The sequence below is a fragment of the Roseobacter sp. HKCCA2468 genome (assembly GCF_037805105.1).
In the GTDB taxonomy this organism is placed as follows: domain Bacteria; phylum Pseudomonadota; class Alphaproteobacteria; order Rhodobacterales; family Rhodobacteraceae; genus M30B80.
The window spans coordinates 64603-89978 of the sequence record NZ_JBBLYN010000001.1 but is presented as its reverse complement, the minus strand read 5'-3'; the positions used below and the strand labels follow the sequence as shown (position 1 = coordinate 89978).

At 58.6% G+C, this 25376-nt stretch carries 20 protein-coding genes; 1 reads left to right on the top strand and 19 read right to left on the bottom strand.

Annotated elements, in window-relative coordinates:
- Positions 1–97: 97 nt before the first annotated feature.
- Positions 98–1309 carry a UbiH/UbiF family hydroxylase gene (locus AAC620_RS00405; protein WP_445322418.1) on the top strand — a complete coding sequence of 404 codons (1212 nt, stop codon included), beginning with the start codon at positions 98–100 and terminating at the stop codon, positions 1307–1309.
- Here AAC620_RS00405 and recN read toward each other — a convergent pair.
- From recN to rsmH, 19 genes are all read right to left on the bottom strand, one after another.
- Complete coding sequence (gene recN, locus AAC620_RS00400; RefSeq protein ID WP_340242235.1) at positions 1306–2964, bottom strand: DNA repair protein RecN; 1659 nt, start codon at positions 2962–2964, stop codon at positions 1306–1308. The two genes, AAC620_RS00405 and recN, sit on opposite strands and share 4 nt — an antisense overlap.
- Positions 2965–2987: 23 nt before the next feature.
- Complete coding sequence (locus AAC620_RS00395) at positions 2988–3881, bottom strand: outer membrane protein assembly factor BamD (protein WP_340242234.1); 894 nt, start codon at positions 3879–3881, stop codon at positions 2988–2990.
- Positions 3882–3978: 97 nt separating this feature from the next.
- Entirely contained in the window at positions 3979–4899 is a 921-nt protein-coding gene (lpxC, locus tag AAC620_RS00390) for a UDP-3-O-acyl-N-acetylglucosamine deacetylase (protein ID WP_340242233.1), read from the bottom strand.
- Between the two features lie 249 nt (positions 4900–5148).
- Positions 5149–6729 (bottom strand): cell division protein FtsZ, encoded by a 1581-nt coding sequence (ftsZ, locus tag AAC620_RS00385; RefSeq protein WP_340242232.1) that lies wholly within the window; start codon positions 6727–6729, stop codon positions 5149–5151.
- 250 nt (positions 6730–6979) lie between these two features.
- A complete protein-coding gene (gene ftsA / locus AAC620_RS00380) occupies positions 6980–8314 on the bottom strand; it encodes a cell division protein FtsA (RefSeq protein ID WP_340243554.1) in 1335 nt (444 codons plus the stop codon).
- Complete coding sequence (locus tag AAC620_RS00375; RefSeq protein ID WP_340242230.1) at positions 8314–9249, bottom strand: cell division protein FtsQ/DivIB; 936 nt, start codon at positions 9247–9249, stop codon at positions 8314–8316. Before AAC620_RS00375 ends, ftsA begins: the two co-directional genes overlap by 1 nt.
- On the bottom strand, positions 9237–10127 hold the full coding sequence (locus AAC620_RS00370; RefSeq protein WP_340243552.1) for a D-alanine--D-alanine ligase: 891 nt from the start codon (positions 10125–10127) through the stop codon (positions 9237–9239). The genes AAC620_RS00375 and AAC620_RS00370 overlap by 13 nt, the downstream gene beginning before the upstream one ends.
- A gap of 136 nt (positions 10128–10263) precedes the next feature.
- On the bottom strand, positions 10264–11196 hold the full coding sequence (gene murB / locus AAC620_RS00365) for a UDP-N-acetylmuramate dehydrogenase (protein ID WP_340242229.1): 933 nt from the start codon (positions 11194–11196) through the stop codon (positions 10264–10266).
- A gap of 188 nt (positions 11197–11384) precedes the next feature.
- A complete protein-coding gene (locus tag AAC620_RS00360; RefSeq protein ID WP_340242228.1) occupies positions 11385–12902 on the bottom strand; it encodes a hypothetical protein in 1518 nt (505 codons plus the stop codon).
- 65 nt (positions 12903–12967) lie between these two features.
- A complete protein-coding gene (murC, locus tag AAC620_RS00355) occupies positions 12968–14368 on the bottom strand; it encodes a UDP-N-acetylmuramate--L-alanine ligase (RefSeq protein WP_340242227.1) in 1401 nt (466 codons plus the stop codon).
- Positions 14365–15471 carry a UDP-N-acetylglucosamine--N-acetylmuramyl-(pentapeptide) pyrophosphoryl-undecaprenol N-acetylglucosamine transferase gene (locus AAC620_RS00350; protein ID WP_340242226.1) on the bottom strand — a complete coding sequence of 369 codons (1107 nt, stop codon included), beginning with the start codon at positions 15469–15471 and terminating at the stop codon, positions 14365–14367. Before AAC620_RS00350 ends, murC begins: the two co-directional genes overlap by 4 nt.
- A gap of 4 nt (positions 15472–15475) precedes the next feature.
- Positions 15476–16642 carry a peptidoglycan glycosyltransferase FtsW gene (locus AAC620_RS00345; protein ID WP_340242225.1) on the bottom strand — a complete coding sequence of 389 codons (1167 nt, stop codon included), beginning with the start codon at positions 16640–16642 and terminating at the stop codon, positions 15476–15478.
- A 101-nt stretch (positions 16643–16743) separates the two neighbouring features.
- The gene (gene murD, locus AAC620_RS00340) at positions 16744–18150 is read right to left on the bottom strand and encodes a UDP-N-acetylmuramoyl-L-alanine--D-glutamate ligase (RefSeq protein ID WP_340242223.1); all 1407 of its coding nucleotides are present in this window, start codon (positions 18148–18150) and stop codon (positions 16744–16746) included.
- Between the two features lie 19 nt (positions 18151–18169).
- The gene (gene mraY / locus AAC620_RS00335; protein WP_340242222.1) at positions 18170–19255 is read right to left on the bottom strand and encodes a phospho-N-acetylmuramoyl-pentapeptide-transferase; all 1086 of its coding nucleotides are present in this window, start codon (positions 19253–19255) and stop codon (positions 18170–18172) included.
- A 15-nt stretch (positions 19256–19270) separates the two neighbouring features.
- Entirely contained in the window at positions 19271–20683 is a 1413-nt protein-coding gene (locus AAC620_RS00330; protein ID WP_340242221.1) for a UDP-N-acetylmuramoyl-tripeptide--D-alanyl-D-alanine ligase, read from the bottom strand.
- Positions 20680–22176 (bottom strand): UDP-N-acetylmuramoyl-L-alanyl-D-glutamate--2,6-diaminopimelate ligase, encoded by a 1497-nt coding sequence (locus AAC620_RS00325; protein ID WP_340242220.1) that lies wholly within the window; start codon positions 22174–22176, stop codon positions 20680–20682. The genes AAC620_RS00330 and AAC620_RS00325 overlap by 4 nt, the downstream gene beginning before the upstream one ends.
- A gap of 29 nt (positions 22177–22205) precedes the next feature.
- A complete protein-coding gene (locus AAC620_RS00320) occupies positions 22206–24011 on the bottom strand; it encodes a peptidoglycan D,D-transpeptidase FtsI family protein (RefSeq protein WP_340242218.1) in 1806 nt (601 codons plus the stop codon).
- Positions 24008–24346 carry a cell division protein FtsL gene (ftsL, locus tag AAC620_RS00315; RefSeq protein ID WP_340242216.1) on the bottom strand — a complete coding sequence of 113 codons (339 nt, stop codon included), beginning with the start codon at positions 24344–24346 and terminating at the stop codon, positions 24008–24010. The genes AAC620_RS00320 and ftsL overlap by 4 nt, the downstream gene beginning before the upstream one ends.
- A gap of 11 nt (positions 24347–24357) precedes the next feature.
- Positions 24358–25374: a 16S rRNA (cytosine(1402)-N(4))-methyltransferase RsmH gene (rsmH, locus tag AAC620_RS00310; protein ID WP_340242215.1), complete on the bottom strand. Its 1017-nt coding sequence runs from the start codon at positions 25372–25374 to the stop codon at positions 24358–24360.
- Between the last annotated feature and the right edge of the window lie 2 nt (positions 25375–25376).

Genomic DNA, 25376 nt, shown 5'->3' with positions numbered 1-25376 from the left:
CCGCTGTGGCGGCGGGTGATGGATCCGCGGGCGGCACGATGGGCCGCGCGAAAATGACGCTTGGACGCGCGGCAGGGTGCGGCCTATTTAAGAGATCATGAGCGATATGATCGACACAGATATTCTGATTTCGGGTGGCGGCATTGCAGGGCTGATTGCCGCCTCTGCCTTTGATGCGGCAGGTTTTTCCGTTCTTTGCGTAGACCCAAGCGCGCCGATTACCACCCGCGATGCAGAAGGTTCCGATCTGCGCAGCACCGCGTTTTTGCAGCCCTCGCGCGACTTTCTCGATCAGGCGGGGTTGTGGCGGCATTTTGCACCGCATGCAATGCCCTTGCAAATCATGCGCATCGTGGACGCAGGCGGGGTCGAGGCCGTGGCGCGCAGCGCGCATGATTTCAACGCAAGCGATATCTCGGATTTGCCATTTGGGTGGAACCTGCCCAATTGGCTGTTGCGCCGTGAAGGTTTGGCACGGATTGCCGAATTGGATCATGTCACCTTTCGGGCGGGCGTTGGCACAAAATCCTTACTCACCCGCAGCGCAGAGGCGCGCGTCACCCTCACCGATGGCACCCGTGTGCGCGCGCGTTTGGTGATTGCGGCAGACGGGCGCAATTCCCCCATGCGCAAGGCGGCGGGCATCCCTGTGACGACCTTGCGCTATGGCCAAAAGGCCTTGGCATTTGCGGTCAGCCATGATCACCCGCATGATAATATCTCAACCGAGGTGCATCGCTCGGGCGGGCCATTTACCCTTGTGCCATTGCCAAATTACGAAGGCAAACCCTCCTCCGCCGTGGTTTGGATGGAACGCGGGCCAGAGGCAGAACGCCTCTATACCCTCCCCCAACCCGCATTTGAGGATAAAATGCGCACGCGCTCTGCCGACCTTTATGGGCCGTTGCGTCTGATTTCACAGCGCACGATCTGGCCGATCATTTCGCAAGTGGCGCATCGCCTGACAGGCGAGCGTCTGGCCTTGGTGGCCGAGGCCGCGCATGTGGTTCCCCCGATTGGCGCGCAGGGCCTCAATATGAGCCTTGCCGATATGGCGACCCTGCTTGATTTGGCCAAGGCCGCGCCTGACCGATTGGGTGAGGCTGCCATGTTGCAAAAATATGAACGCGCACGCCATGCCGAGATTGCCGCCCGCGTGGCGGGGGTGGATGCGCTCAATCGCGCCTCGATGGCCGATGATCAAGGCTTGCGCGATTTGCGGATGAAGGCGCTGAACAGTTTCTACTCGGTGAAACCTGTGCGCCAAATCTTGATGCGCGCGGGGCTTGGCGCGCGGGCAGCGCGCTAAAGCTGGGCTTGGAACACCAAGGCACGCGCCGCCTCGCGCGCGGCATCTGTAATGACATCCCCAGAAATCATGCGCGCAATCTCATCGACACGGGCATCGGCATCAAGCGGCGTCACGGTGCTGAGTGTGGTCTCATTTTCAACCGCCTTTGACACGCGCCAATGATGCGCGCCAAGGGCCGCAACCTGCGGGCTGTGGGTCACAACCAAGACCTGCCCCCCTTGCGCTAACGCAGCCAAACGGCGCCCTACGGCATCGGCGGTCGCCCCGCCAACACCGCGGTCGATTTCATCAAAAATCATCGTGATATCAGATTCTTGCCGCGTGAGGCACACCTTTAACGCTAAGAGGAACCGCGACAATTCCCCGCCCGAGGCGATCTTGTTCAAGGGCCCTGCAGGCGCGCCAGGATTGGTGGCCACAGTGAAGGTCACGGCGTCAATCCCCTCTGGGCCTGCGGGGGCATCAGTAAGCGCGGTGGTGAAGACCGCGCGTTCCATTTTCAACGGGGCCAATTCCCCCGCCATCGCCGCATCAAGAGCGCGCGCCGCAGCCTCACGTTTGCTGCGCAAGGCGGCGGCTGCCGCGTGATAAGCCTGATCTGCAGCGGCCTCGGCGGCGGCAAGGGCAGCCAAATGCGCATCCCCCCCTTCAATCGCGCTCAGGCGGGTTTGCAAATCCTGCCACATCTCTGGCAAGGCATCACATAGAACGCCGTGTTTGCGGGCCAAAGCGCGCAAGGCAAAAAGACGATCTTCTGTTTCTTCCAAATCCTGCGGATTGAAAATCAAACGATCTGCAAAATCGCCCACAACGCGTTGCGCTTCGCCCAATTCGAGGTTGGCGCGCTCTAGGGCGGCCAGTGCCTCGTCCAAGGCGCCATCGCTACGATCCGACAACCCAGCCACAAGGCGCAGCGCATCGCCAATCTGCCGCTCTGCCCCCTGATCCGACAAAGTGGCGACAAGCCGCGCCGCATCTTCCCGCAACCGCTCGGCCCCTTGCATAAGGCGGCGCTTGGCATCAAGCGCATCTTCCTCACCCGCTACAGGGGCGAGGGATTCGAACTCGGCTACGGCGTGGCGCAGGAAATCTTCCTCAGCGCGAATTTTTTCGAGATCGTCTAGCGCCGATTTATGGGCGGATGCGGCCTTGCTGCGCGCCCGCCACAGCGCGCTCAACGCGGCCAAATCATCGCCATGGTCGCCAAACTCATCGAGCAGCGCACGATGTCCGCGCGGGTCAAGCAGACCGCGATCATCATGTTGGCCGTGCAATTCGACCAAAACTTCCGACAGGGCGCGCAGAACATCACCGCTTGCGCGGCGATCATTCACCCATGCGGTCTTGCGCCCGTCTTGGGTGTTGATACGGCGCAAGATCAATTCGGGGCCAGAGGGCAGGCCCGCCTCCGCCAAAATCGCCTGAACAGGGTGATCCATGGGCAGATCAAATACGGCGGATACCTCGCCCTGTTCTGCACCTTGGCGCACCAAATCGGCACGGCCCCGCCAGCCCAAGACAAAGCCAAGCGCGTCAAGAAGAATGGATTTCCCCGCGCCCGTTTCCCCCGTCAAAACATTCAACCCCGCCTGAAACTCAAGGCTGAGATGATCAATCAACAGAAGATCGCGAATTTCGAGATGCCGCAGCATCGGCCATGCCCCCGTTCAGTGACCTAGAGCCACGCCCCACGGATCGTGTTGTTCCAAATGCCGCGCAACCAACCCTCACCTTGCGGTTCAGGCTCGAGGCCCTGCCCCTGCAATTGACGATAGGCATCTTCATAGAAGGGCGAAGATTGGAAGTTATAGCCCAATATCGCGCCCGCGGTTTGCGCCTCATCCGTCAGACCCAAAGAAAGATAGGCCTCAACCAAGCGCATCAGCGCCTCAGGCGTGTGCGATGTTGTTTGGAACTCTTCGACAACGACACGAAAGCGGTTGATTGCCGCCATGTAATGTTGGCGCTCAAAATAGTAGCGGCCAATTTCCATTTCTTTTGCTGCCAAATGATCAAAAGCCAAATCGAATTTCAAAGCGGCGGAATTGGCGAATTCGCTATCAGGGTAAAGTTCGATCACCGCGCGCAAGGCTTGCAGGGCTTGAAAGGTCAAACCTTGGTCACGGCCCACCTGTTCAATCTGATCATAATAGCTCAACGCCAAAAGATATTGCGCATAGGCGGCATCATCATCGGCAGGGTAAAATTCGATAAAGCGCTGTGCGGCAACCCGCGCCTCTTCGTATTGGCGCGCCTCGTGATGGCTGAATGCGGCCATGATCAACCCGCGCTTGGCCCATTCCGAATAGGGGTGCAGGCGTTCAACCTCTAGGAACAAAGGCGCGGCTGCCTCTGGATCATCGTTATTTTCAAGCTCAAACTCAGCGCGGTTGTAAATTTCTTCGGCGGTCAGGGCCTCAAGGGGCTGTTCCACCACACGCGGCCCAAAGAGACCACGGCGCGGCTCACCATCGGCGCGCGGGCCACAGGCCGTCACCCCAAGCGACAGGATCAGCAGACCAAGCCCAAGCTTTCGTGAAAATCCATGCGCGCGTGACGTGTCGTTCATCTATCTACCCTGTAGAAATCCGCCCAACCCCAAATCTTGGGTATCTTATTCCTAGGGTGTTAGCACATTAATCGGAAGGGCAAAACGTCAGATTGCCTCACGCAACATGCGCCAAATCATGTTGGCCGACCCCCATACCGGGCAAACGGGCAGCCGTCTGGGCGTCACATTGCACCAAACGCATCGCATCAGGCATCGCAAAAAGCGCGCGCAGCAGGCGATTGGTCAACATATGGCCTGCCCGCACGCCTTCGTAATGGCCAAGGATCGGGTTGCCTGCCAAGGCCAAATCACCAAGAGCATCAAGCATTTTGTGGCGAACAGCCTCATCCGCATGACGGAAACCACCGGGGGACAGCACATCATCACCATCCACAACCACAGCGTTGTCATAGGATCCACCAAGGGCCAGACCCGCATTCCACATCGCCTCAACATCGGATTGGCGGCAGAATGTGCGGCTGTCACAGAGTTCGCGCACGAAACGCCCATTGGCCAAATCCGCGTGGCGATGCTGCACCCCAATCGCGGGATCAGGGAAATCAATCGAAAAGGCCATTGTCAGATGCGAGGCAGGCGCAAGCGATGCTTCGCTGTCGCCATCACGCACAGTCACTTTCTTAAGGATTTCAATCGCATAGATGGGGCGATCTTGCGGCGCGATACCCGCGGCAAGAAGGCCGCGCACAAATTCAACCGCCGAGCCATCCAAAATGGGCACTTCCTCGGCATCAATATCGACACGCGCATTGTGGATACCACAGCCAGCAAGTGCCGCCATCAAATGTTCAATGGTCGAGACGGAAACCCCATCAGCGTTGGAAATCTTTGTGCAAAGGCGGCTTTCTGGAACCGCATCATAGCGCGCGGGGATCAGCGGATCCGCATCGCGCACATCCACCCGATTGAACCAAATGCCGCTATCGGCCACGCTTGGATGGATGGTCAAGGTAACAGGCTTTCCCCCATGAAGGCCTACACCTTTGAAACTTGCAGATTTTTTTAGCGTTGCTTGCACAGCAAACCTTTCTGTCGTCCTGTGCCCACAATCGTGGGCGCCCCCAATGCAGCCACCCCATCTGACCGCAAGCTTGTGATACAAACTGAGCGGGGGCGAGACAATTCAAGCTTTGTGACTCTCTGCAACAATGCAAAAACGCATCGGCAGAATCTTGCCAAAAACCACAGGACACTCATCTAATCATTTGATTAGAAACGAAAAAGGCCGATGCAAGATCGGCCTTTTCGCTGTCATATTTTCGAAAATTTAATTCGCTTGGCGGCGCAGGAATGCAGGAACTTCGATGCGCTCCTGCTCTGGGTCGACTGCGTCATCCTCCATCATCGGCTGATGCTGCGCGCTGAGGTCAGGGCGACTGCGAGTCACGGGGGAGTCTGTGTTGCTTTGACCCGTCATCCGCTCAAGCAGCGAATTAATCCCAAAGGCACGGCGGGGCGCGGCGGGTTTCTCCGTCAATGCGGGGCGCGGCGCAGTTGGGCGGGCTGTCGTTGCATTATGCGTTGCGATTGCATTTTTCAGACGATCCAAGGCCTGCGGGCTTGGCGTGCCTGCTGCAGGACGCATCGGGGCGGTAAAGCTGGCCGCTTCAGGCTCGTAAACAGGCTCAGGGTCAGCCGCAACAGGGGCGGGGCTGCTCATCGCGCTGTCATACACAGGCGCGGGAACCTCGTTGTGATCCGCCTCCATCATCGGGGCGGGCTCAGCGGCAACGTCACGCTCAAGATCATCGAACAAGAACGGCTCAGGCGATTGATCTGCTGCGAATTCTTCGGCAGGTGCAGGCTGTTCTTCAACAACTTCTGCAACAGGCTGAGGCGCGGCTGTGTAGCTGCGCTCTGGCTGATAAAGTTGCATTTCAGAAACATCGATACCTGTTGCCACAACAGACACACGCATCCGACCTTCCATCGAGGTATCAAGGGTCGAGCCCACGATGATATTCGCATCAGGGTCGACCTCTTCACGAATGCGGTTTGCGGCCTCGTCCAATTCAAACAGGGTCAGATCATAGCCGCCTGTGATATTGATCAAGACGCCTTTTGCACCTTTGAGGCTGATTTCATCCAAGAGCGGGTTGGCGATGGCCTTTTCAGCGGCCTGAATGGCGCGTGTTTCGCCTTCGGCTTCGCCCGTGCCCATCATGGCCTTGCCCATCTCGTTCATGACGGCACGCACATCCGCGAAGTCAAGGTTGATCAGGCCCGGACGCACCATCAGATCCGTCACACCTTTGACGCCCTGATAGAGAACATCATCCGCCATCGCGAAGGCTTCGGTGAAGGTGGTTTTCTCATTGGCCAAACGGAACAGGTTTTGGTTCGGAATGATGATCAGCGTATCAACAACCTTTTGCAGCTGCTCAATGCCCTCTTCGGCTTGGCGCATCCGCTTGGCGCCTTCGAATTGGAAGGGCTTTGTCACCACACCCACAGTCAAAACACCCAGTTCACGCGCCGCTTGCGCGATGATTGGCGCCGCACCCGTGCCTGTGCCACCGCCCATGCCCGCGGTGATGAAGCACATATGCGAGCCTGCCAATTGATCCACGATCTCTTCGATGGATTCTTCTGCCGCGCTTGCCCCAACCGAAGGGCGCGCGCCTGCCCCAAGACCCTCGGTCACGCGCGCACCGATTTGGATACGCTGCGGTGCTTTGGATTGCTGCAAGGCTTGGGCATCGGTATTCGCGACAACGAATTCGCAGCCATCGAGGGCCTGCTCAATCATGTTGTTCACGGCATTGCCGCCTGCGCCACCCACACCGAAAACGGTGATCCGTGGTTTTAGCTCTGTCCCTGTGTCGGGCATGGAAAGGTTCAAGGTCATCTGCTCGGTCCACCTGTTTTGTCGTCCCTGATCTGATCTTGCGCCAGATATCTTGGGGTTTGACTGCCTCGTGTTTCTTTTGGATCACAGTAACGATAAATCTGCGCCGCGTCATCAGAAAATTGCAAATTTACCACAAAATAGAGTGGCTTATCTGTGACATTCGGCGTGATCTTGCTGACACCCCCCGCATTCTGTGGTGCGAGGGGGCAATTTCGCTAGGGTTTGACGCGTCAAGCGGGGCGGTTTCTTACCAATTATCGCGGAACCAACGCACCGCGCGCTTCAGCGAGCGGGCAGGATAGCTTTCGGCAGGAATGTCGAAATCCCACCATTCATCTTGCGGATAAGCCGCAAACAGAGACAGACCAACCGATGTTGAGAACGCGGGGCCACAGGCCGATTGCGGCAAGCCTTGCACCCGCATCGGGCGGCCAAGCCGCACCTGATTGCCCAAAATGCGTGAGGCCAAACCATCTAGGCCCGGCACCTGACTGCCCCCACCTGTCAAAACAATGCGCTGACTGGGCAGGTGATCAAACCCTGCCGCATCAAGCCGTGCGCGCACCTCTTCAAGGATTTCTTCAACGCGCGGGCGCATCACGCCGATCAATTCCGCACGGCTGACATGACGGCGGTCGTAATTCCAATCGCCTGTATTGCCCTGCAATTCGATCATTTCACGATCATCCATGCCCGTGGCAACAAGCCCCCCAAAACGGGTCTTGATCCGCTCGGCATGAGTCATGGGAATTTGCAACGCCTGCGAAATATCCGAGGTGACATGATCCCCGCCCATGCGCACGGTATCGGCATAGATCATATGCTTTTTCATGAAAATAGACAGGCCCGTGGCACCGCCGCCCATATCCACACAAGCCGCGCCCAATTCCTGTTCATCCTCAACAAGGCTCGACACCCCCGCCACATAGGGCGAAGAGGCCAGACCCGCGAGTTCCAAATCACAGCGCTTCACGCAGTAGAGCAGCGCCTCGAAGGCATTGGCCTCGACCGACAGAAGATGCATATCCACCGCCAAACGTTCGCCCACCTGACCGCGGGGGTCGGACAGGCCAGTGCGATGATCCAATGAGAAATTGACAGGCTGCGCGTGCAAAACCTCGCGTCCTTCGCCCAAATCAGGCAAATCGCAACTGGCCAAAGCGCGGGCCACATCATCATCTTGCACAGTCTTGTCTTGAACAATCGTCTCGCCCGCCATGCCATAGGAGCGCGGACGCGCCCCTGCAAAAGCCACCATGACGTGATCCACGCGGGTATGGGCCATTTTTTGCGCGGTCTGGACAGCGGTGCGAATGGCGCGTTCGGTTTCTTGAACCGTGTCGATCTCGCCAAAACGCACACCGCGCGAGCGCGTTGTGCCCATGCCAATCACCCGAAAGGCAGACTGCCCCGCAAGGGCCGCTTGGCGATCTGTGGAATAGGCCATGCCCGTCTCATCAAACCGCAGCACGAGGCAGGAGATTTTATAACTGCCCACATCCAAAACCGCCATGACACCGCGCTTGAGCGCCTCTTGGCGTTTGGCGCGCATTGCGCGCTGCATATGATACAGATTGTTCATCATCCTTGCCGTTCTCCACTCACCACCAACTGACCACGCAACATGTCGAAATTATCTTTGGCCCCTGCGCTGAGGCGTAATGTGGGCCGATCTGGCCTGCGCATATCTATACTGAGGATATCGCGGCTCAGGATATCCTGCGCCTGATCCAAGGCGATCACACGATCTAAGACGAAACTGGCATTTTCCTCGGGCAGCATAATCTTGCGCCCATCAGAAAGGATGACATCCCAGCGCCGCTCGCCCACACGCACGAAACCGCGCAACTGATCGGCCAAAGGGGCCGCGATACGCACAAGGTTCAAGGCCTCGCGCGCGGCAAGATCCGCCCCTTCCCCGCCGATCAACGGCAAGGCCTGCGAAATGGGTCGGCTGATCAAATCATCGATGACCACGCCATCGCCATCAATCAACAAGAACGCCTCGCGCGTTTGCCAGATCAATTCAGGCCGCCGCTCCTCAATGTCCAATTGCAAGACCCCATCTGCCGCGATACGCAGTTGGGCGTTGCGCACTGCGGGCATGTCTTCGATCTGCGCCTTGATCTGGGGCAAATCGAGATCGAAGGAGGAGAGCGGGAAATCAAGCGACAAACGCCCGCGGATTTCATCCGCCAAAGCGGGACTGGCACCATTCACTGACAACAGCGTCACCCGAAATTCTGGGCGCGCCTCAATGGTGCGGCGCAGATCTTCCACCTGCGCGGTCAGCTGATCCATATTGCGCGGGTTCGACAGATAGGCGGCGCTGCCCCCAACGACGATGATCAAAGGCAGACCATAGCGCATAAAAACGCGAAAGACGGGGGTCAGCCAAAGGCGCTGAAAACGATAGGCCATCACCGATGGGGCGGGGTCGCGCTTTTGGCGCGGGCTTGGGGCGCTTGCGCCATGTTGCGGCGCGCTTGGGCGCTGCGCGGGGCCTAGCGGTCGCATGAGGCATCCTCCACCATCCAACGACACAGAGCGCCAAAACTGATCCCTGCGGCCTGCGCCTGCTCGGGTGCCAGTGAGGTTGGGGTCATGCCGGGCTGTGTATTGACCTCAAGCATCACCAAACCCTCTAAGCCGCGCGTATCGTCCCAACGAAAATCGCTGCGTGACAGCCCCCGCAGACCCAGCGCGCGATGCGCGGCAATCGCCATATCAAGGCAGGCTTGCGTAATCTCGGCGGGAATATCGGCAGGGATCACATGGCGCGACCCGCCGGGTTTGTATTTGGCATCGTAATCATACCACCCTGTCGTGATAATCTCGGTCACGCCAAGGGCGCGATCCCCCATCACTGTGGTGGTCAATTCACGACCGGGCGCATAGGTTTCCACCATCACCTGATCTGGCATCTCAGGGCCAAGCACGGGGGGGCTATTGGCCCCGTCCATCACCAGACACACCCCGACAGAACTGCCCTCGTTATTGGGTTTTACCACATAGGGCGGCGGCATCACATGGGCGCGCGCGACATCGTCTCGCGCCACGATCTGGCTGTCCATCACGGGCAGGTTTGCGGCGCGCAACACATCTTTGGTGCGCTGTTTATCCATGGCAAGCGCAGAGGCCAAAACGCCCGAATGGGTGTAGGGCAGACGCATCCATTCCAACATGCCTTGCACCACGCCATCTTCGCCAAAGCGGCCATGAAGCGCGTTGAACACAACATCAGGGGAAATTTCAGACAGACGCATAGCCAAATCGGGGCCTGCATCGACCTCGATCACCTCATAGCCTTCGCCCGCCAGTGCCTTGGCACATTCGCGCCCCGATGAAAGAGACACCTCGCGCTCTACCGAGGGGCCACCCATCAATAACGCAATACGGGGGGATGCTTTTGCAGCAGAACCGCCCAAATCTTGCCTCTTGCCTCAATCAGCCTTCAGGGTCTTTGCGCCCCTTGGCCACCGCGTTGCCCGCATCTATGCGGCGGGCTGTTATTGGCGCGCTTTTGATCCGTTACGGATCACCCACGCGCATAATTTCCCATTCTAGCTGCAATCCGCTGTTTTGGAAAACCTTTTTTCGCACATATTCGCCCAAATCTTCCAATTCTTTGGCGGTGGCCCCGCCTGCATTGGTCAGGAAGTTGGGATGTTTCTCATTCATCACCGCGCCGCCCAGACGATGCCCGCGCAGACCTGCCTCCTCGATCAGCTTCCACGCTTTCATCTCGTGGCTGTCATCGGCGCGCCCAGTCGAGGAAAACCCCGCAGGGTTGCGAAAGGTCGAGCCTGCGGTGCGGTCTTTGGTCGGTTGGCTGGCATCACGGCGGGCCAGTTGGTCGTCCATCTTGGCGGCAAGATCATCGGGATTGGCGCGCGGCGCGGTGAACCGCGCCTCGATCAAGATCAGATCAGGGTCAAGCCCCGTCTGGCGATAGGCGAATTGGAAATCATCAGGGGCAAGCGTGACCACCCTGCCCGCCCGCGTCACCGCGCGGGCCGTGGTCAAATGATTCGCCACATAGGCCCCATAGCAGCCCGCATTCATGCGGCAGGCCCCGCCGATAGTGCCAGGAATGGTGCGCAGAAAGGTCAGGTCTAACCCCGCCTCGCCCGCGCGCCGCGCAACATGGGCGTCCAATGCCGCCGCCCCCGCAATGACCTGATCCCCTTCGATGCGAATATCGTTAAACCCGCGCCCCAAACGGATCACCACACCGCGCATCCCGCCATCGCGGATGATGAGGTTGGAGCCAACACCGATGGGAAAAACAGGAATGGCAGGGTCAAGCGCGGCAAGGAAGGATTGCAGATCGTCAAGATCCGCAGGCTGAAACAGATACTCCGCAGGCCCACCCACACGCAGCCATGTCAGATCCGCCAAAGGGCGATCTGGGGTCAAGGGGCCACGGGGGGTTGGAAGGCGGGTTGGAAGGCTGTGGGTCATATCGGGGAAGTAGCGGTTGCGATTCCCCCGCGCAAGGGTGTTGTCGCGCACGGCCCGAGGGGTGGGCCATCGCGCAACCCCGTCAGGGTTTTGTCTCGCACGGCCCTAGGGGTGGGAGCGGCACTGCCGCGCCCGCCCCGTGGGGGCGGGTCGTGCGCGACAAAACCCGCTTTGGGCGGGTTTTGTGGTTAGCCGATACTGAGATACTTCAATATCACCTGCACGGCCTGTTGGACTTGTGGGTTATTTAGAATTTCTATGGCCGCAGGATACAGTTCTTTGAATTCTTTAAATGTGGCGGCGGACTCACGCAGGACACGAAGAGCCCGAATAATTCGTCCCGAAAGCTTATATGCCCCGTCTCTCGCATCTTCGCTCTCGGGATTTTTTTCAAGTGCATCTTTGGCATTCAGCGTCAATTCACGCGCCAGCGCGCCTTCAGAAACATTTACAATCTGCCCAACCGTAATGTTTATCACCCGAGCATTCACTTGTAGGGCGTTATTTCCTTCTATGGCGTTGCGCCGCGCTAAGGTTTCCTGAGACTTTGGATCATTGGCGATAATATAGGCGGCAACTTCGCGAAGTATCTGAACAAACTCTCCAATAAGTGGATCATCCTCGGGGCGCGGAATCGATTCTGAACGAGCCAAAGTCGCAACCATGCGCGTTGCGCTCCCGCAAGCGTCAAACAATTCCATAGGAATGTTTTCGCCATCTTCAATCGCGGTGCGAACGGTAATGACAGCATCTGTCAAGGGGTTGTATTGATTGCTCAGTTTTTTAGCGAACAAATCAATCGCCCGCCTCATCTTCCTGCGCGCGTAATGTCCCAGATCATCGGGAAGCGCGCCTTCCCCAACAAGCATCAGCTTTTGAGTGGGAGGATTAACTTCAATGCGTTCGCCATTATAGGTGGCGGATAGAGCAAACCCCTCCATCACCTCCGCGATTCGATCCAGAACCTCCGTATCCGTCCCCGTCCAAAACGCCTCGTCCTTCTGCGCCAATGCAGTCAAAAGCGGCCAGTTTTGCGGGCGCGCGTTTAGGGCGTTTTCGTAGAGGTCTTTGAAGACAGACCATGCGGGGAAACGGGAAAGTAGCTCCGATGGAAGGGCTTTGTCTGGCCACAAATGAGTATTATCAAATGCCCAGAGAGGCCGACTCAATAGGATATCGCCACTTTCAAACCTACGTAAGTCTGCACGAATTTCTTCGGGTATGTTTCTGTGATCGGTATAACTGCTTAAAAACAGCTCTTTCTCCGAGTGAGCCGCAGGATTAATGTTTCTGCCCGCGATGAGCGCTTTGGAAACGGCAAAATCAGTATCGGAAAGCGCGTATTGCGTATCAGCGGACGCGGACTTCAATATGCAATATAGCGCCAAGTAAACATTTAATTCGTCAGCGTTGCTAATCCTATCGAGGCTAGACAACACTTGGGTAGTCGCCAGTTCTAACGACTTGTGATTCACAATTTTTGCTGACTGATACAAAGCTACTGTTGCAAACAGCATTATAGAAAACGGCATCAGCGTTGGGCGTGCGCCCTTCACGTAATCCAGTTGGTGGGACAGCCTTGCTAAATTGGTCCAAGCTTGGCGATAGACTATTTGCGTCACAAGCTTGACACGCTCTGCATCGTCAGGCAGCCCATTCAACCACGCCTCTAGATCATCTGCCGATTGAATATCTTCCGCCTCCATGCAGCCAAACCCCTGACTCCGTTACCCGAGTCAAGAGTGGCCCAATTCAGATCTAAATAGCAAACCTATTTCTGCAACCGCCCCACAAGGCCATGCGCCCATGCGCTGATCGTGCCTGCGCCGAGGCAGACCACGATATCGCCCGCTTTGGCCTCGGCGCGCACAAGCGCCTCGAGCGCGTCTTCGCTGTCGACTGCATGCGCGTTGCGGTGGCCATGGCGGGTGAGGCCCGCGACCAGATCATCGCGGGATGCGCCCGCAATGGGCGCCTCGCCTGCGGCGTAAACCTCGGCAATGCCCACCACATCAGCATCGTTAAAGCAGCTGCAAAAATCCTCGAACAGGGAGGACAGGCGAGTATAGCGATGGGGTTGATGCACCGCGATCACGCGCCCCTCGCTGGCCTGCCTTGCGGCGCGCAAAACGGCCGCGATTTCCACGGGGTGGTGGCCGTAATCATCGATGATGGTGATGCCATCGACCTCGCCCAATTTGGTGAAGCGGCGGTTGACCCCCTTGAACCCCGCAAGGGCCGCGCGGATTTCATCCGATTTCATGCCCAAATGACGCGCCACAGCCACGGCGGCCAGCGCGTTTGAGACATTGTGATCGCCGGGCATAGGCAGGGTGCAGCCCGCAATCACCCGATCCTCGCCGCGCAGTGCGATGTCGAAATGCGCGACACCCTTGACGTAATGCAAGCCCACCGCGCGCACATCGGCCTGCGCGTTGAAGCCATATGTCACCACGCGGCGATCCGTGACGCGCCCAACCAGTGCCTGCACCTCGGCATGGTCGGTGCAGCAGACCGCGAGCCCGTAAAAGGGGATATTCGAGACGAAATCGTAAAAGCCTTTGCGCAGATTTTCGATTGTGCCCCAATGTTCCATATGTTCGGGGTCGATATTTGTGACGATGGCGATGGTGGCGGGTAGGCGGTTGAAGGTGCCATCCGATTCATCGGCCTCGACCACCATCCATTCGCCTTGGCCCACGCGGGCGTTTGAGCCATAAGCATGGATGATACCGCCATTGATCACAGTGGGGTCAATGCCGCCCGCATCAAGCAGGGTCGCCACAAGGGTGGTGGTGGTGGTTTTCCCATGCGTCCCCGCAATCGCCACATTCGAGCGCAGGCGCATCAATTCGGCCAACATCTCGGCACGGCGCACCATCGGCAAGCCCCGCGCGCGCGCTGCGTCAAATTCAGGATTGCCCGGTTTGATGGCGGAGGAAATCACAACCACCTCGGCCCCATCCAAATTTTCTGCCGCCTGTCCGATAAAAATCCGCGCGCCCAATGCCGCAAGACGTTCGGTGATCTTGCTCTCTTTCAGGTCAGAGCCTTGCACCGCATAGCCGTGGTTCAACAGCACCTCAGCAATACCCGACATGCCAATGCCGCCAATGCCTGTGAAATGGATCGGCCCAAGCTGTGTGGGCAGTTTTGTGGCGGCGGCGTTCATGATCTTCCTTTCGCTGCAATTTCCTCGACCATCGCAACAAGACGATCGGTGGCATCTGGCACGGATTGCGCAAGCGCGGCATTTGCCATGGCTTGGGCCTGTGCGGGGTCGGCCAAAACCTCAAGCATAGCTTCTGATAGGCTGTCGGCGTTCAGCTCATGTTCCGCAATCGCAAGGCTTGCCCCTGCGGCGACCATAGGGCGGGCATTGGCGGTTTGATGATCTGCGGTGGCGGCGGCAAAGGGGATGAAAATCGCAGGCCGCCCAATGACCGAAATATCCGCAACCGAGGACGCGCCTGCGCGGCTGATCACCAATTGCGCCTCCGCGATCCGGCGAGGGATATCATCGAAAAACGGCTGCACCTCGGCGGTGACACCCAAATAATCATAGGCACGGATGACGCGATCAATATCCTCGGGGCGGGCCTGTTGGGCCACGCGCAAGCGCGCCAAAATTCCTTTGGGCAGTTTCGCCACCGCATTTGGCACAATTTCAGACAGGATACGCGCGCCTTGGCTGCCACCGATGATCACAAGTGACAGGGGCCAATCGCCGGGCGGTGTATAAACGGCGCCTGCGCGCGCCATCACCGCAGCCCGCACAGGGTTGCCGATATGATCCGCCCTTGTGCCCTCCGGCAGGCGCGTGGGCCATGTGCCGCAGGCCACCCGATCCACGCGCCGCGCAAACAGATGATTGACGCGGCCAAGCAGGCCATTTTGCTCATGCAAGGCCCGTGGACGCCGCGCGATCCACGCCGCGGCCAATGCGGGAATGGTGGGATAACCACCAAAGCCTATGACAATATCGGGCTGAAGGCGGCGCTGCAGCATCAAGGCCGATAGAATACCCCCCAAGATTTTAAAGGGCGCCTTAAGTTTATCGGCCAGCCCCCCTTGGGCGAATGTGGCCGCCGCCACTGTTTGCACAGACACCACATGGGGAAATCCCCCCGCATAGCGCGCGCCGCGCGCATCAGTCGAAAGCGTCACCTGCCACCCCTGCCGCACCAAGGCCTCGGCCAAAGCTTGGGCGGGGAACATATGCCCCCCCGTTCCCCCTGCCGCGATGATTGCGTGACGCGCGCCTCCAGTCCCCATCGGATCAACGCCCCCGTTTGCTAAAGATATCGGCCAAATCACCCTGTGGCCGCGCACGGGTAAAGGCCAAAATCATCCCCATCGCAAGACCTGTTGCAAGGATAGAAGAGCCGCCATAGGACACAAAGGGCAAGGTCATGCCCTTTGCAGGCAAAAGCCGCACCGCAACGCCCATATTGATGAAGGCCTGTAGCGCGAACATGGTCACAAGACCCGTGCCTGCAAGGCGAATGAACGGGTCGCGTTCTTTGAGCAAACGCAGGAAACTGCGAAAGGCGATTGCCGCAAAGAGGGCAATGATGATCAACACAAGGATCACACCATATTCTTCGGCAGCGACCGCGATAATGAAATCGGTATGCGCGTCAGGCAATGTCCATTTCACGGCACCCTCGCCCAAGCCTGCGCCAAAAAACCCACCTTCACGGATTGCATTGGCCGCATAAGCAAGCTGGGTGTTTGGCGCCACTTCGGCGCTGAGGAACCCATCAATACGGCGCGCAAAATGCTCGGAGGCGTGATAGGCAAAGATGCCCCCGACCCCTGCAAGCGCCACAACGCTGACCATGAGAATAATGGGCGCGCCTGCAACGAAATAGATCACGCACCACCCCATCAAGATCAGGGCCGCCTGACCGAAATCAGGCTGCATCACCAAAATGCCAACAATGAGAATGGTCAATCCAAAGGACAGGCGCTTGCCTGGCGGGCCTGCCAATTCTTGGCTTGCGGCGACCATCCAAGCGACTGTGACGATATAGAGGGGTTTTAGAAATTCGGATGGCTGCACCGAAGCAAACCCAAGCGAATACCACCGCACAGCACCTTGCCCAAAATCAGTGCCGAAAATCGGCAGCGCCAAAAGGGATAGAAACGCGCCAGCGAACCCCACCACCGCAAAGCGGCGTAGCATGAGCGGCGGCAGCATCGACACTAACAGCATCCCGATCATCGCCGCGCCGCCAAAGATGGCTTGGCGTGTTACATAGTGAAAGGGCGGGTGACCATTGCGTTCGGCCAAAGGTGGCGATGCGGCAAAGCCCAATAACAGGCCAATCGCAAAAAGTGCCAAAATGCAGCCTATTGTGCCGCGATCAACGGTGCGCCACCAACGGGGCAAAACCGCTTCGCCTGATTGCACAAGAACTGTGCCATGCGCCATTTCTGTCATGGGATATACCGCCCGATACTGCCTCAACCGCCCGATTTTTCGGGTCTCATTGGCAAATTAGCGAAATTTATTCCCGAAAGCCAGAGAAAGCCGCATCAGCCTTACAATTGCGCAAGAACTTGCGCAACTTGGGCGGCAAAATCATCGCCCCGCTTCTCAAAATTGTCGTATTGATCAAAACTAGCGGCGGCAGGGGCCAATAGAACTACATCGCCCGCCTCGGCCTCGGCGACAGCGCGGGCCACGGCGGTGGCCATATCGGTGCAAATCTCTTTGGGAAGATCCCCCAAATTCAAGGCAAATTTTGCAGCTTCGCGCCCGATGACATAGGCCTTTTTGACCGAGCCGAAATGTGGCCGTGCCACATCAAGCCCGCCCTCTTTCTCAAGCCCGCCACAAATCCAACGGATGGCAGGATAAGCGGCAAGCGCCTTGGCGGCGGCATCGGCATTGGTGGCCTTGCTGTCATTGACGAAACGCACACCGCGCAGTTCGCCCAAAACCTGACTGCGATGCGGCAGGCCCTTGAAGGAATGCAACGCGTCCTCGATCACGCGCGGCGCAAGGCCAAGCGCGCGCGCCACCGCATAGGCCGCGCAGGCGTTTTGATGGTTATGCGCGCCCGCAAGCCCCGCGATATCGCGCAAATCAATAGAGGCCACTTGACGCCCCTTGCGCCATTCCGACAGCCAGCCTTTACGGGCAAAGACATCCCAATTCGTGCCGTCTAATTTCTGCGCAGAGGAGATGCGGATCACCCGATCATCCCCTGCCCCTTGGGTCAGTTGATTGGACAAGGACAGCCCTTCAACCTCATCAATCCCGATCACGGCGCGATCTGGGCCACCTTCGGCAAAGAGCCTGCGCTTGGCCGCATAATAGCCACCCATCCCACCATGACGATCCAAATGATCTGCTGACAGGTTGGTAAAGACCGCGATATCGGGTGTCAGGGCGCGGGCAAGCTCGGTTTGGTAGGAGGATAATTCCAACACGACCACCCCCCCATCTTCGGGCGGATCAATATCCAAAACACCGCGCCCAATATTGCCCGCAAGCTGCACAGATACGCCCGCAACATCCAAAATATGGGCGATTAGTGCCGAGGTGGTCGATTTCCCGTTTGACCCTGTCACCGCGACCACGCGTGGGGGGCGGTCAAATTGCGCCCAATCCGCCTGACCAAGCGCCGCGAAAAACAGGCCCACATCATTATCAACAGGCACATTGGCGCGATAGGCGGCCAAAATTGCGGGATGCGGCGCAGGGTAGAGATTGGGGATACCGGGCGAGGTGATCAGGCGCGACACGCCCTCAAAAGCGCCTGCCTTTGTTAGATCAGTGACCACAAACCCATCCGCCTCGGCGCGCGCGCGCGCCTCTTGCCCATCATCCCAAACAAGCGCAATGGCCCCACCTGCTTGCAGCGCCCGCGCGGTGGCAAGACCCGAACGGCCCAAGCCCAAAACAGCGATTTTTTGACCTGAAAACCCAGTGACGGGGATCATCTGACCGCTCCTTGCTTTGTTAGCGCAGTTTCAATGTCGCAAGGCCGATAAGCGCAAGGATGAGGGAAATGATCCAGAAGCGGATCACCACTTGCGGCTCAGCCCAGCCTTTTTTCTCAAAATGGTGATGGATCGGGGCCATCAAGAACACGCGTTTGCCTGTGCGTTTGAAATAGAGAACTTGGATAATCACGCTCATCGCTTCGGCCACGAACAGGCCGCCCACGATGGCCAAAACAATTTCGTGCTTTGTGGCAACGGCAATGGCGCCCAAAGCCCCGCCCAAGGCGAGCGAGCCTGTATCCCCCATAAACACGGCTGCGGGCGGGGCATTATACCACAAGAACCCAAGACCGCCGCCGATAAGACCCGCGCAAAACACCAGCAATTCGCCCGTTCCCGGCACGTAATGCACATCAAGATATTCCGTGAAATCGACCCGCCCCACCGCATAGGCAATCACGCCAAGCGTGGCTGCGGCGATCATCACGGGCATGATGGCCAAGCCATCCAAACCATCGGTCAGGTTGACGGCATTGGCGCTGCCCACAATGACAATCATGGCAAAGGGGATAAAGACATAGCCCAGATTGATCAGCACATCTTTGAACACAGGCACGGCCAGTTGCAGCGTCAGATCATCAGGGTGCAAAACTGAGGCCGCAATGCTGGCCACAGCCGCGATCACAAAGCCAAGCGCCAAGCGCAATTTGCCCGAAAGCCCCGCCGTGGTTTGGCGGCTGACCTTGGCCCAATCATCCGCCAGACCGATCAGGCCAAAGGCCACAGTCACCCCCAAGACAATCCAGACAAAGCCATTATCAAGCCGCGCCCAAAGCAGCGTGGACAGCGTCAGCGCCGCAAGGATCAGCAAGCCCCCCATTGTGGGCGTGCCTGCCTTGGTTGCGATATGATGCGCAGGCCCATCTTCGCGAATGGGTTGTCCCTTGGCATAGCGGCGGCGCAGCGCGTTGATCAGCGGGCGGCCAAAGATAAAGCCAAAGATCAGCGCCGTGAAAAACGCGGCCCCTGCACGGAAGGTGATATAGCGGAACAGGTTAAAGAGGTCGCCGCCATCTGACAATTCGCTGAGCCAATACAACATATGGCGGTTCTCCCCTTAGCGTTCCTCAACGGATTGCCCGAGATTGCGCAATGCGTCAACCACGCGCGCAAGTTTTACGCTGTTTGAACCTTTCAGAAGGACAATATCGCCCTCCTCTAGGGTCTTGGGCAGGGCGCGCGCCATCTCATCGGCGGTTTCGCAATGCAGCCCGCGCTTGTCGCTTGGCAGGGCTTCGTGCAAATGTTCCATCAAGCCGCCCACTGTATGAATACGCTCGATCTTGGCGATACTCGGCAGATCAGCCAATTCTGCGTGCATCGCGGGGCCTTGTGCGCCCAATTCCAACATATCGCCCAAAACCGCCACACGGCGGCGTGCCTCTGCAGACGCCAAAACATCAAGCGCCGCTGCGATAGAGGCGGGATTGGCATTATAGGCATCATCTATCATTTCAATCTCGCCTGCGTGGGCATGACGATTTGACAGGGTCAAACGCTCGCGGGTGCCGCGCCCTGTTACCGCTTGCCAATCCGACAGACCAAGGGCCGCAAGCGCCACATCCCCGCCCAAAGCAGCAACACTGGCCATAACGGCCACCGCATTCAGCGCCAAATGCCGCCCTGCGGTGTTCAGCTTGAACAGATGCGTTTCCCCGTCAAAGACCATTGAGACAATGGTGCGATCCTCGATAATCTCGACCGAAACCAAGCGCGCCTCAGCGGTTTTGGCCTCGCCAAAACGAAGGACGCGGGCGGCACAGGCGGTCGCTTTGTCTTGCAAAATGGCGCGCGTCTCAACATCGGCATTAACAAGGGCGATCCCACCTGTCTCAAGCCCCTCATAGATGCTCGCCTTTTCATGGGCGATCCCCTCAAGACTGCCAAATGCCTCTAGATGGGCGGCAGCAACAGTGGTCACAATGGCCAAATGGGGCCGCGCCATGCGCGCTAAGGGGGCGATTTCGCCCGGCGCATTCATGCCGATTTCAATCACCGCGAAATCTGTCTCGCGCGGCATCCGCGCCAAGGTCAAAGGCACGCCCCAGTGATTGTTATAGGAGGCAACCGAAGCATGCACCCGCCCCAAGGGTGCGAGGGCTGCGCGCATCATTTCTTTACTGGTGGTTTTGCCAACCGACCCCGTAATGGCGACCACCTGCCCCATCATCCGCGCGCGCCCTGCGCGCCCCAAATCCTCAAGCGCGGTTTGCACATCCTCCACAAGGATCAGGGGCGCATCTTGTGCAACGCCGTCAGGAATGCGGCTGACCAACGCGCCTGCGGCACCTTTGGCCAAGGCATCCGCCACAAAATCATGGCCATCGCGCGCGGCAGATAAGGCCACGAAGAAATCCCCTGCCATAAGGCTGCGGGTGTCAATTGAGATGCCTGTGACCTCAAAATCTGGCCCATGCGCGCGACCATGGGTGGCGGCGGCAATCTCGGCTGATGTCCAAAGCGCGCTCATTGCTGACCCTCCAATGCGCTCACGGCAAGACTTGCCTGTTCGAGATCATCGAACGGATAGGTAACGTCACCGACAATCTGCCCTGTTTCATGCCCCTTGCCCGCAATCAAAAGCGCATCGCCTGGCGCCAAATCAGCCACGGCGCGCAAAATCGCTTCGGCGCGATCGCCGACCTCGCGGGCCTGCGGGCAGGCCTCAAGAATGGCGGCCCGAATGGCGGCGGGGTCTTCGCTGCGGGGGTTATCATCGGTGACAGTGATGCAATCTGCATGGGCGGCGGCCTCGGCCCCCATCAAAGGGCGCTTGGCGCGGTCGCGATCCCCGCCTGCACCAAAGACGACATGAAGCCGCCCCATAACATGCGGCCTGAGCGCCAAAAGCGCCGTGCGCAACGCATCGGGCGTATGCGCATAATCGACAAAAACAGGCGCGCCATTGGCACGGGTTGCTGCAAGCTGCATTCGCCCGCGCACGCCTTCTAGGCGCGGCAGCGTAGCAAAAACCGCGTCAGGGGCGGCCCCTGCCGCAATCACCAAACCCGCCGCGACCAAGACATTCATGGCCTGAAACCCACCAATGAGGGAGAGCCGCGCGCGATAGGGGTCATCTTGCCATGAAAAGAGTAAATCCTGCCCCCGTTCATCCAAGCGCCGCGCCGTAATACGCAGGCGTGCATTTGGCGCATCCTCACCCACAGTGATCACTTCAATCTCTCGCGCCTCCGCGATGGCGGTAATGGCCGCCCCTTTGGGATCATCGAGATTGACCACAACAGTGCCATTTTCATCCAAAACTTGGCGAAAGAGGCGGGCTTTGGCCTCGAAATAGGCCTCCATCGTGCCGTGATAGTCGAGGTGATCTTGGGTGAAATTGGTAAAACCCGCCGCGGCCAAGCGCACACCGTCAAGGCGATATTGATCAAGCCCGTGTGACGAGGCCTCCATCGCGGCATGGGTGACGCCCGCCTCGGCCATATCGCACAACAAGGCGTGTAAGGTCAAAGGATCGGGCGTTGTATGGGTGCCTGCGGCGGCAAAACTGCCCTCCATGCCCGTGGTGCCGATATTCACCGCATCAAAACCCAAGGCGTTCCAAATCTGACGGGTAAAGCTTGCGACACTGGTTTTGCCATTGGTGCCTGTCACTGCGACCATGGTATCGGGCTGCGCACCAAACCAAAGGGCAGCAGCCTGCGCCAATGCTGCGCGCGGCTCGGCCACGACAATCAGGCTGGCATTTTGGTCAGCGGCGAGATCACCAATGATCTTGGCGCCCTCAGGGTCGGTTAAAATCGCCGAAGCCCCCGCGGCAAGAACCGCTTGCGCATAACTGGCCCCATGGGCATGGCTGCCTGAAAGGGCCGCGAAGACCTCGCCCTGCTTGATCTTGCGGCTATCAAGACACAAACCCGTCACCGCCACATCCCCACCCCGCGTTGGGGTCAACCCAAGCGATGAAAGGCGGATTGTCTCATCGCGATGGGACGCAGGCATGGGTTAGTCCTTTGGTCGGTTTGGCAAAATCACTCGATATGGCTCGATAGCTGAGAAACCCCACTTTGCGCAATCTCTGCTGCACCACGCGGCTGCAGATTCAGCAAAGGGCCTACGCGGCGTAGGATTTCTGCGGCCACTGGCGCAGCCGTCCATCCGGCGGTGCGGCGCGTCTCGCCAAGGGCAACAATTTCAGGTTCGTCCAAGGTGACGACAATCACATATTGCGGGTCACTCATTGGAAAGGCCCCTGCGAAGGTCGCAATCACGCGATCCTCATAATAGCCGCCCGATGGGTTGGGTTTATCGGCCGTGCCCGTTTTCCCGCCCATCTCATAGCCTTCGACTTCGGCAAGGCTGGCTGTGCCGCCATCGACCACGGCACGCATCATGGCACGGATTTGTGCAGAGGTGTCTTCGGAAATGATGCGCGCCCCCGTCTGCGGCGCGCCTCGCTGTGCGATCAATGTCGGCGCAACCCGCGTGCCACCATTGACCATCGCGGCAAATCCCGCCGCCAAATGCAAAGGCGATGTCGACAGACCATGCCCGTAGGACACAGTCATAGTTGAAAGGCGTTCCCATCTCGCAGGGATCATCGGGCGGCCCGTTGGGGCCTCGACAATCTCTAGGGGGGTTGGTTCAAGCAAACCCAAATCTTCGAGGAACAGGCGTTGGCGATCTGGTCCGATCTCATCAGCAATACGCGCCGTGCCGATATTTGACGAATGCACAATCACTTCAGTCGCGGTTTGGCGTGGCCCGTAATTATGGAAGTCACGGATGTTAAACCCTGCAATCCGCAACGGGCTGGTTGTATCGATTGATGTCTCAGGCGTCACCATGTCCAATTCCAAAGCCTGCGCCATGGTGAAGATTTTGAACACAGACCCAAGCTCATACACGCCCTGCACCGCGCGGTTAAAGAGCGGGCTTTGGCTCGGATCATTGCCCGATGTCAGCGGACGGGGCCGCGCATTGGGGTCAAAATCAGGCAGGCTTGCAAGGGAGATCACCTCGCCCGTATGGGCATCCATCAACACCGCCGAAGCGCCGCGCGCATTCATCAATCCCATGCCAGAGGCGAGAACTTCCTCGGTGGCGGATTGGATGGCCAAATCCATCGACAGGCGCAGCGGCGTATGTGCGCGAGCAGGATCGCGCAATTCGGCGTCAAACTGCGCCTCAAGCCCCGCAACACCTACGATTTCTGCGGCATTCACAGCCTCTTGCCCGAACCCTGCGCCACCCAAAACATGCGCCGCAATCGCGCCATTAGGGTAAAGCCGAATTTCGCGCGGGCCAAAGAGCAAGCCAGGCTCGCCCAGATCATGCACAGCTTGTTCCTGCTCGGGGCTGATGGAGCGGCGCAGCCAAAGGAAGCGGCGCTCAGAGGTCAGTTGCGCAACCAAGCGGTCATAATCCATCTCAGGGAAGATTTCGACCAAACCTTCAGCCGCAGCAAGCGGGTCGACCATCTCATGGGGGTGGGCGTAAAGCGCATTGGTCAAAAGATTGGTGGCTAAAATGCGCCCCTGCCGATCGACAATGTCCGCGCGGGCGGTCTGAATTGCGCTTGCAACAGAGGTCACACCAGGCTCTTGCGGTTCGGAGGCGGCCAAGGCGCCCATGCGCACGCCAACCGCGCCAAAGCCAAGCAAAAAGCACAGAGCCACGACCAAAATCCGCCCCTCGGCCCGCAGGCGCAATTTGTCCCGCTCCGCTTCGTGGCGTTGGCGCAGGTTTTCGCGCTCGATGTAATCGGGGTTTTCACCCTTTTGGCGCGCTTCAATCACCCGTGACAACGGGCGCAAGGGGATGCGTTGACCGCTCATGGTTGATCCTCCAGCACGGCCTCATCCGACACAAGGCTTGCCTCCGTCAGCGCGGCCAGAGGATCAGGGAAAGACACTTCATGAATGGTGGCAAACTGATCTGGCTGCATCGGCAACAGCCCCAAGCGATCAAAATTCATATCAACCAACGCGCGCAAGCGATCAGGACGATTGAGAAAGGCCCATTCCGACCGCAAAATGGCAAGCCGTTCATGATGGGCGGCAATCTCGGCCTCTAGGCGCGCCACTTCGCGTTCGGCTTGCTGGGTTAGGATATTTTGTTGATAGGCCCAAAATCCAAGGCCAATAACGGCAATTGCTGTGAATAAGGACATCAAAGCGCGCATTATGTCACCTCTAACGGGGGCAGGCCCAAAGCACTAAAATCAAGGGGGGCGGGAGCGGCTTCCCCACTGCGCACAGCCAATCGCAATTTGGCCGAGCGCGCGCGGGGGTTCTGCGCGGCTTCCTCGGGGCTTGGTGCGATGGCCTTGCGGTTATTTTGCAGGAAACTGGGGGTCTGGCGCGCGCGCTCTGGGGCGTGGCGCGACCCGCCGCCGCCCGTATCACTGCGCAATTGCATAAAGCGTTTGACCACCCGATCTTCCAACGAATGAAAGGTGACCATCGCCAAAATTCCGCCTTCGCGCAAGATACGCTCTGCGGCCAAAAGGCCGTTCACCAATTGGCCCAATTCATCATTCACCGCGATGCGCAAAGCCTGAAAGCTGCGCGTTGCGGGGTGGCTTTGATTGGGTTTGGGGCGCGGCAGGCAGCCCTCAACGATTTTGGCAAGGGCGGCAGTGGTGGTGATGCGCGCGCCCTTGCGGGCGGCGACAATCGCGCGCGCAATGCGCCGTGCGGCGCGTTCTTCGCCGTAATGATACAAAATATCCGCCAAATGCGCCTCGGGCGCCTCGTTCACCAGATCTTCGGCGGACATCCCTGCTTGGCTCATGCGCATATCAAGCGGGCCATCGCGCATGAATGAAAAGCCACGTTCGGCCAAATCAAGCTGCATAGACGAAACGCCCAGATCCAGCACAACGCCGTCAAGCGCATCATAGCCCACAGAACGGGCATGATCATCAAGATCGCCAAACTCGCCCGCAACCAATTTCAAACGGTCACCATATTGAGCGCGCCACGCTTCGGCCATCTCAAGCGCCAGAGGATCGCGGTCGACACCAATCACCGATGCCGCCCCCCGATCAAGCAAGCCACGGGCGTAGCCACCAGCGCCGAAAGTTCCATCGAGCCAGTCCCCAGACACGGGTGCGATCTCGGCCAAGATCCGATCCAATAGAACAGGGATATGCGGCCCCTCTGCCCTCGCGGGTTCGTTGAGCTTGGCCGCCGCCATGA